The 7,391-nt window shown below is 67.7% G+C and carries 4 protein-coding genes and 1 pseudogene; 2 read left to right on the top strand and 3 right to left on the bottom strand.

The genetic code is table 11. The features are described 5' to 3' along the window. A complete protein-coding gene (locus tag DK874_RS10905) occupies window positions 1-1,038 on the top strand; it encodes a DUF4388 domain-containing protein (protein WP_114314053.1) in 1,038 nt (345 codons plus the stop codon). Here DK874_RS10905 and DK874_RS10910 read toward each other — a convergent pair. After that, window positions 1,035-2,387, bottom strand: coding sequence for a tetratricopeptide repeat protein (locus DK874_RS10910; protein ID WP_114314054.1), 1,353 nt, complete (start codon window positions 2,385-2,387; stop codon window positions 1,035-1,037). The two genes, DK874_RS10905 and DK874_RS10910, sit on opposite strands and share 4 nt — an antisense overlap. Window positions 2,388-2,460: 73 nt before the next feature. Here DK874_RS10910 and ftsH point away from each other — a divergent pair, with 73 nt between their 5' ends. Beyond that, on the top strand, window positions 2,461-4,314 hold the full coding sequence (gene ftsH, locus DK874_RS10915; protein WP_114314055.1) for an ATP-dependent zinc metalloprotease FtsH: 1,854 nt from the start codon (window positions 2,461-2,463) through the stop codon (window positions 4,312-4,314). Here ftsH and DK874_RS10920 read toward each other — a convergent pair. Further along, on the bottom strand, window positions 4,311-5,849 hold the full coding sequence (locus tag DK874_RS10920; protein WP_114314056.1) for an FAD-dependent oxidoreductase: 1,539 nt from the start codon (window positions 5,847-5,849) through the stop codon (window positions 4,311-4,313). The genes ftsH and DK874_RS10920 overlap by 4 nt on opposite strands. Continuing rightward, window positions 5,846-7,330 (bottom strand): annotated as a pseudogene (gene glpK, locus DK874_RS10925) (glycerol kinase GlpK); the annotation flags it as partial. The gene DK874_RS10920 and the pseudogene glpK, both read right to left, overlap by 4 nt. Between the last annotated feature and the right edge of the window lie 61 nt (window positions 7,331-7,391).

The following is a 7,391-nucleotide window of genomic DNA, read 5'->3' on the forward strand; positions in this document are numbered from 1 at the left end:
ATGGTAAGGGCTACCCTGGAGGAACTGGACCTAGCGGAACTTCTGAAGGTCCTGGCCGACCACCGTAAAAGCGCCGCGGTCACCTTCCGGGGGCGCCTCTATGGCCGGATCCATCTCCTTCACGGGCGCATCCTATACGCCCGCACCGAACCGGGACCCCACCTGGGGGAGTACCTGGTGCGCCTTGGCCACCTTTCTCTGGATGAGGTTCAAGAACTGGTGGAGCGCCAGGGGCGGGAAAACCCGGGAACCCCCTTGGGGGCCTTAGCCCTGGAACTGGGCCTCATCGAGGAGGAGGAGCTTAAGGAGGCCCTCGAGGCCCAGGTCCTCGAGGCCCTGGCCACCCTCCTGGGGGAGAAGGAGGGGGAGATCCTGGCCGAGCCCCTTGGGGAAGGAAGCCAGGTGGCCCTTCCCCAGACCCTGGAAACCAAGGCTACCCTTCTGGAAGCAGCCCGGCGCCTGGACGAGTGGCGCCAGGGCCAGGTGGATCCCCACGAGGTCTTCCACCTGGTGGAGGACCCCACCCGCCATCCCCTGAGCCCGGAGGCCTGGGCGGTGCTGGAACTCCTGGACGGGGTGCGCCGGGCGCGAAGCGTGGCCTTGCTTTCCGGCCTCCCGGAGGAGCAGGTTTACCACATCCTCTTTGAGCTGAAAAGCCGGGGGCTGATCCGCCCTTCCACCCTGCTGGCGGACGACCCCCTGGTCCTGGTGTTGGCGGAAAGCGGGGTGGTGAGGCGGCTCCTCCTCTACCTCCTGGAGGCCCACCGCTACCGGGTGCAGCTCCCCTTGGACCTGGAGATGGCCCTCCGCCTTCTCAAAGAGAGGCCCAAGGCCATCATCCTCCAAGGGGAAAGGGCCTTGGAAACAGCCCGAAGGCTTAGGGGCCACCCCGAGGGCAAGCTGGCCTCCTTGTACCTGGTGAGCGAAACCCCGCCGGGGCTTCTCTTCCGCCCCCTTAGGGTCCTGCACCTTCCCAAACCCCTAAAGGCCCAGGAGGTGCTGAAGGCCCTGGCCCCCTTAAGGCGCGGGGGAAGCTAGTTGGGCCGCCTCCCTTCCCGGAGAATGGCCTCCGCCCGCTCCCGGTAGGCCAGGAGGGCCTGGTGCCACTCGTCGGTGGGGTGGACGTGGGGCAGGACCGCCTGGGTGCGGGCCAGGATCTCCTCGGGGGAGCGGTAGCCCAGCTGGGCCAGGGTGTCCACCACCATCTCCTGCGCCCCCACCCACTCCCGGCTTCCCTCCTCAGAAAGCTCCGCCGCCTTCCGGTAATGGGCCAGGGCCTCCTCCAGGTGCATGAGGTCGTAGGCGATATGGCCCAGGATCAGCTCCCCCGCCGCCTCCGCCCCCTGGTGCATGGCCCTTTGGGCCATCCCCTCCGCCTCCTGGTACCGCCCCTGGCGGTACAGGGCCTCGGCCAGGTCGGCAAGAGCCTGGGCCTGGTAGGGGTAGCCCTCTTCCCGCAAAAGGGCCTCCAGGTACTCCTCCGCCTCCAGGTAGGCCCCGTGGTCCAGGGCCGCCACCCCCATCTCGTGGAGGACATACCCCCTTTCCACCCCCTCCGCCCGGGCCAAGGCCTCCCGGAAGGCGGCCATGCCCTCGGCGTAGCGGCCAAGGCGAAGGAGAATCTGCCCCTCCAGGAGGGGGGTGCCGTAGGCCTTGTGGCCGCTTTCCTCCTCCCGTCGCAAAGCCTCCCGTACCTCCTCCAAAGCCCGGTTGGGGTTATCCAGGAGGAGGTGGGCCCGGGCCAGGAGGTAGTGGCGCGTGGCGGCATCCTCGAGGGGTTCCTCCCCCACAGCCCCCGAGGCCTCCTCCAGGGCCAGGAGGGCCCTTTCCCCCTCTCCCGCCTCCACCCACATGGCGGCGGCATCCAAAAGGAGCCAGTAACGCTCCAGGCCCAAGGCCAGCTCCGCTCCCCTCTCGTAGGCCAAGGCGGCTTCCGGATAGCGGCCAAGCCGCTCCAAGGCCCTTCCCTTAAGCCCCTCCGCCCGCCAGGCCAAAAAGGCGGGAAGCCCTTCCCTAAGGGTCCTTAGCACCTCCTCAAACCGGCCCAGGTAGAAGAGGGCCTGGGCCTGGTGGTACCGGGCCCGGGGGTCCTCCGTGGGGAGGAACAGGGCCCGCACCTCCCCCTCCCCCCGGCCCTCGAGGGCCAGAAGCTCCCCCAAAAGGGCCCGGTAGAGGGGATCGTACTCCAGCCCCCCAAGCTCGTAGGCCTCCTCCAGGGCCCGGTGGGCCTTTTCCCGCCCCTCCTCCCCGTAGAGGCTGTGAACCTCCGCCAGGAGGAGAAGGGCCTCTTTGGCCTCCTCCTTGGAGCCGAAAAGGGCCTTGCGGGTGAGGCGCTCAATGGCGGTATCGTAATCCCCGTGGTGCAGGGCCTCGAGGACCCCCCTCATCGCCGCTAGAGGATACCACAGCCTTCAGTCCTCTCACCCAAAAGGCGCTACCATAGGGCCAGGGAGGTAGACCTTGCCGCAGCGGATCAACCCTTTCACCCTGATCTTTTTGCTCCTTCTAGGCTATCTGGCCTATACCGCCTTCACCGGCCCTCCAGCCCCCACCCTTTCCTACACCGAGTTTCGCAAGCTGGTACGGGAAGGCAGGGTGGCCGAGGTGGTCCTGGAGGAAACCCGCATCCTGGGCACCCTTAAGGAGCCGGAACGCTTCCCCACCCCCCAAGGGGGGAGCCAGGTGGCCAGGCGCTTCGCCGTGCCCCTGCCCCCCGCCCAAGTGGCCGACCCCGAGCTTCTTCGCTTTTTGGAGGAAAACGGGGTCAAGATCGTCACCAAACCCCCCTCCTTCTGGCCCCAGTTCCTCCTCTACCTGGGCCCCACGGTCCTCCTCATCCTCTTTTTCTGGTTTTTCTTCATGCGGGCCCAAGGCGGGGCCGGCCAGGTGATGCAGTTCGGGCAGAGCCGGGCCAAGCTTTACGGGAAGGAAAAGCAGGTCAACACCACCTTCAAGGACGTGGCCGGCCACGAGGAGGCCAAGCGGGAACTCATGGAGGTGGTGGATTTCCTGAAGCATCCCAAAAAATACCTGGAGCTGGGGGCGGAGATCCCCAAAGGCGTCCTCCTGGTAGGCCCCCCGGGTACCGGCAAGACCCTCCTCGCCCGGGCGGTGGCAGGGGAGGCCGGAGTGCCCTTCTTCTCCGTTTCCGCCAGCGAGTTCATGGAGATGTTCGTGGGCGTGGGGGCAAGCCGGGTACGAAGCCTCTTTGAGGATGCCCGCAGGAACGCCCCCAGCATCATCTTCATCGACGAGCTGGACTCCATCGGCCGCAAGCGGGGAGCGGGCATAGGTGGCGGCCACGACGAGCGGGAACAGACCCTAAACCAGATCCTTTCCGAGATGGATGGCTTTGAGAAGGACACCTCCGTGATCGTCCTGGCCGCCACCAACCGTCCGGATATCCTGGACCCCGCCCTCCTGCGCCCCGGGCGCTTTGACCGGCAGGTGGTGGTGGGCCTTCCCGCCCTGGAGGAGCGCCGGGACGTCCTCCTGGTCCACATGCGGGGCAAACCCATCGCCGAGGAGGTGGACGCCCTGGAGTTGGCCCACCTCACCCCGGGATTTTCGGGGGCCGACCTCAAGAACCTGGTGAACGAGGCAGCCCTGCTGGCGGCCCGGGACGGCGCTAGGCAAATCCGCAAGGAGCACTTCCTCAAGGCCCTGGACAAGATCGTCTTGGGCCTGGAGCGGCCCGCCCTAAAGCTTTCCGAGGAGGAGAAAAGGGCCGTGGCCTACCACGAGGCGGGGCATGCGGTGGTGGGGGAGGTTCTGCCCCACGCCGACAAAACCGAGAAGGTCTCCATCGTCCCCCGGGGCATGGCCTTGGGCGCCCGCTGGAGCAAGCCGGAGGAAAGGGTCTTGGTCTCCAAGGACCACCTCATGGACGAGCTGGCCGTCCTCATGGCGGGCCGGGTGGCGGAGGAGCTTTTCACCGGCACCGTGACCACCGGAGCCCAGGACGACTTCAAGCGGGCCACCCAGATCGCCAAGCGCATGGTCTTGGACTGGGGCATGGGGGAGCACTTCCGGAACATCGCCTGGGGTTCGGACTCGGGCCCCATCTTCCTGGGAGAGGAGATCGCCAAGAAAAAGGACCACTCCGAGGAAACCGCCCGCCTCATTGACCAGGACATCCGCAAAATCCTAGACGAGGCCTACGCTAAAGCCCGCCAGGTCCTCATGGAGCACGCCCCCGCCATGCATAGGATCGCCGAGGAACTTCTCCGGGAGGAAACCATCCCCGGGGAGCGGGTGCGGGCCATCCTTAAGGAAACGCAGGCGGTGCAGAAGGCCTCGGAGGAAGGCGCCTAGCAAAGGGCAGGAAGGGCCCTTCTGGCCTCGGAAAGAAGGGCCTCCCTTGTAGGCTCATCCCATCCCAGGAGGGGGGCCATGAGGTCCACCACCCGGGGCAGGGCCTCCTCCGCCTTTTTGCGGTCCAGAAGGGCCAGGCCCAGCCTGCGGGCCAGCACGTCCAAAGGCCTTTGCGCTAGCTCCTCCCTTACGGCATAGACCACCTCCCCCTCCAGGTAGGGAAGCCCAGGGAGGAGGGGCCGATCCCCCAGGGCCACCACCTCCCCCGCCAGGGTGCCGTAGTGGCCATAGAGGTGCGCCGCCACCTCCTCCGGCACGGGCAGGAAAGGCCTGGGCCCCGCCCCAAGGAGGGGGGTGCGCTGGCTTGGGGAGGGGGGAAGGTGGAGGGAGAGGTCCTTGGCCAGGCGTTCCACTAGGTCCAAGGCCATGAGGCGGAAGGTGGTCCACTTGCCCCCGGTGAGGGTGTAAAGCCCCTTTTCCTCCACGATGAGGTGGTCCCGCACCAGCCTTTTGGTCTCCCCTTTCCCCACCAGGGGCCTGAGGCCCGCCCAGGCGGCCAGGACCCTGTCCGATAGGTCCCCCAGGTAGGGCCGGATCTCCTCCAGGAGGTAGGCCACCTCCTCCTCCCGGGGAAGAGGGCAGGCCCTGGCCTCGGCGGGGAGGTCGGTGGTGCCCAGAAGGGCCCGGCCCTGCCAGGGCAGGAGAAAGAGGACCCGGCCATCCCGCGTCCTGGGGAGGAGGAGGCCTGCCTTTAAGGGGTAGTCCAGGACCAGGTGGGCCCCGCTGGAGGGGGTGAGGAGGGGGGGAAGGTGGGGATCCAACAGGCGGCGCACCCGGTCCGCCTGGGGCCCGGTGGCGTTCACCACCGCCTGGGCCCAGACCTCCACCTCCTTGCCCGTAAGGCGGTCCTTCACCACCGCGCCCCGCACCCTCCCCTCCCTCAGAAGAAAGCCTGCGGCCTCCGCGTAGTTGAGGGCCACCGCCTTCCGGCTTAGGGCGGAGAGGATAAGGGCCAGGTTCAGGCGATGGTCGGCGAACTGGCCATCCCCGTAGAGGATGCCCCCCAAGGTGGGGGGGAGGTCGGGGAAAAGGACCCTCACCTCCTTGGGGGAAGCGTAGCGGCTTGGGGCAAGGCGTCTTGCCCCCGCCAGGAGGTCGTAGAGCTTGAGGCCCACCCAGTAGTAAGGCACCTCCAAGGGGCGGAAGAGGGGGGTGAGGAGGGTCAAAGGCCTGGCCAGGTGGGGGGCCAGGGCCATCACCACCTTTCGCTCGCGGAGGGCCTCCCGCACCAGGCGGAGCTGCTTGGGGTTCCCTTCCTTGAAGGCCAGCTCCAGGTAGCGCACCCCCCCGTGGAGCAGCTTGGTGGAGCGGCTGCTGGTACCCATGCCGAAGTCCCCCGCCTCCACCAAGGCCGCCCGTAGGCCCCTCAGGGTGGCCTCCCACAACACCCCCGCCCCCGTGGCCCCACCCCCCAGGATCAGGAGGTCCAAAGGCCCTTTGAGCCCTTCCCAAAGCTCCTCGCGGCTTGGGCTCATCCCTCCTCCCTCGCCCAGCCCAGGGCCCGCGCCACCGCCCGCCGCCAACCCCCGTGGAGGGCCTTCCGCTTTTCCTCCGGCATCCGGGGGTCAAAGCGGGCCTCCAGGGTCCAGGCCCCCTTCACCTCCTCCAGCCCCAGGGCCCCTGCCCCCACCCCCGCCATCAGGGCCGCCCCCAAGGCGGTGGTCTCCGTAACCTTGGGCCTCAGGACCGGCGCCCCCAGAAGGTCCGCCTGGATCTCCAGGAACAAGGGGTTTTGGGCCATTCCCCCATCCACACGGAGCTCCTTCAGGACTAAACCCGCCTCCTCCTCCATGGCCCTCACCACGTCCGCCACCTGGAAGGCCACCCCCTCCAAGGCCGCCCGGGCCAGGTGGGCCCTGGTGGTGCCCCGGGTGAGGCCCAGGATGGCCCCCCGGGCGTAAGGGTCCCAGTAGGGAGCCCCCAGGCCCGTGAAGGCCGGGACCAGGTACACGCTCCCCGTGTCCTCCACCTCCCGGGCTAAGGCCTCCACCTCGGCGCTTTCCCGGATAAGGCCCAGGCCCTGAAGCCACCCCACCACCGCCCCCGCCATGAACACGCTCCCCTCCAGGGCGTAGCTGGCCCTACCCCCCAGGCTCCAGGCCACGGTGGCGAGGAGACCCTTCCTGGAGAGCACCGGCCGCTCCCCCGTGTGCAGAAGGAGAAAGGCCCCGGTGCCGTAGGTGCACTTCCCCTCCCCCGCCTCCAAGGCTGCCTGCCCGAAAAGGGCCGCCTGCTGATCCCCAAGAACCCCGCGGATGGGAAGAGCCTCACCCAAAAGCCCGGGCAGGGTCTCCCCAAACGCCCCATCCGAGGGGCGCACCTCGGGGAGCATGGCCCGGGGGATGCGGAGCACCTGCAAAAGCTCCTCATCCCAGGAGAGGGTGTGGAGGTTGAAAAGCAGGGTGCGGCTGGCGTTGGAAGGATCGGTGGCATGCACCCTTCCCCCGGTGAGGCGGTAAAGGAGCCAGGTGTCCACGGTGCCGAACAGGGCCTCCCCCTTTTCCGCCTTCTCCCTAAGGCCAGGCACGTTCTCCAAAAGCCAGGCCAGCTTGGTGCCGGAGAAGTAGGGGTCCAGAAGAAGCCCGGTGCGCTCCCGGAAAAGGGGCTCAAGCCCCTGGGCCTTAAGGGCTTGGCACAAAGGGGCCGTGCGCCGGTCCTGCCAGACGATGGCGTTATGGAGGGGCCTCCCCGTCCCCCTCTCAAACACCAAGGTGGTCTCCCGCTGGTTGGTAAGGCCCAGGGCCACCACCTCCTTGGCCGCCACCCCCCCTTGGCGCAAAACCTCTTGCGCCGCCTCAAGCTGGCTCTCCCAGATCTCCAGGGGGTCGTGCTCCACCCAGCCGGGCCTGGGGTAAAGCTGCCGGAACTCCCGCCGGGCCATGGCCATGGGCCTTCCCTCCAGGGTAAAGAGCAAGGCCCGACTGCTGCTGGTGCCCTGGTCCAGGGCCAAAAGGTATTCCTTCGTTTGCTACTTGACACCACTAGCAGACATGAGAGATAAGGGGGGTGCCATGCGC

Origin of the sequence: Thermus caldifontis (genome assembly GCF_003336745.1) — a bacterium.
Classification (GTDB): domain Bacteria; phylum Deinococcota; class Deinococci; order Deinococcales; family Thermaceae; genus Thermus; species Thermus caldifontis.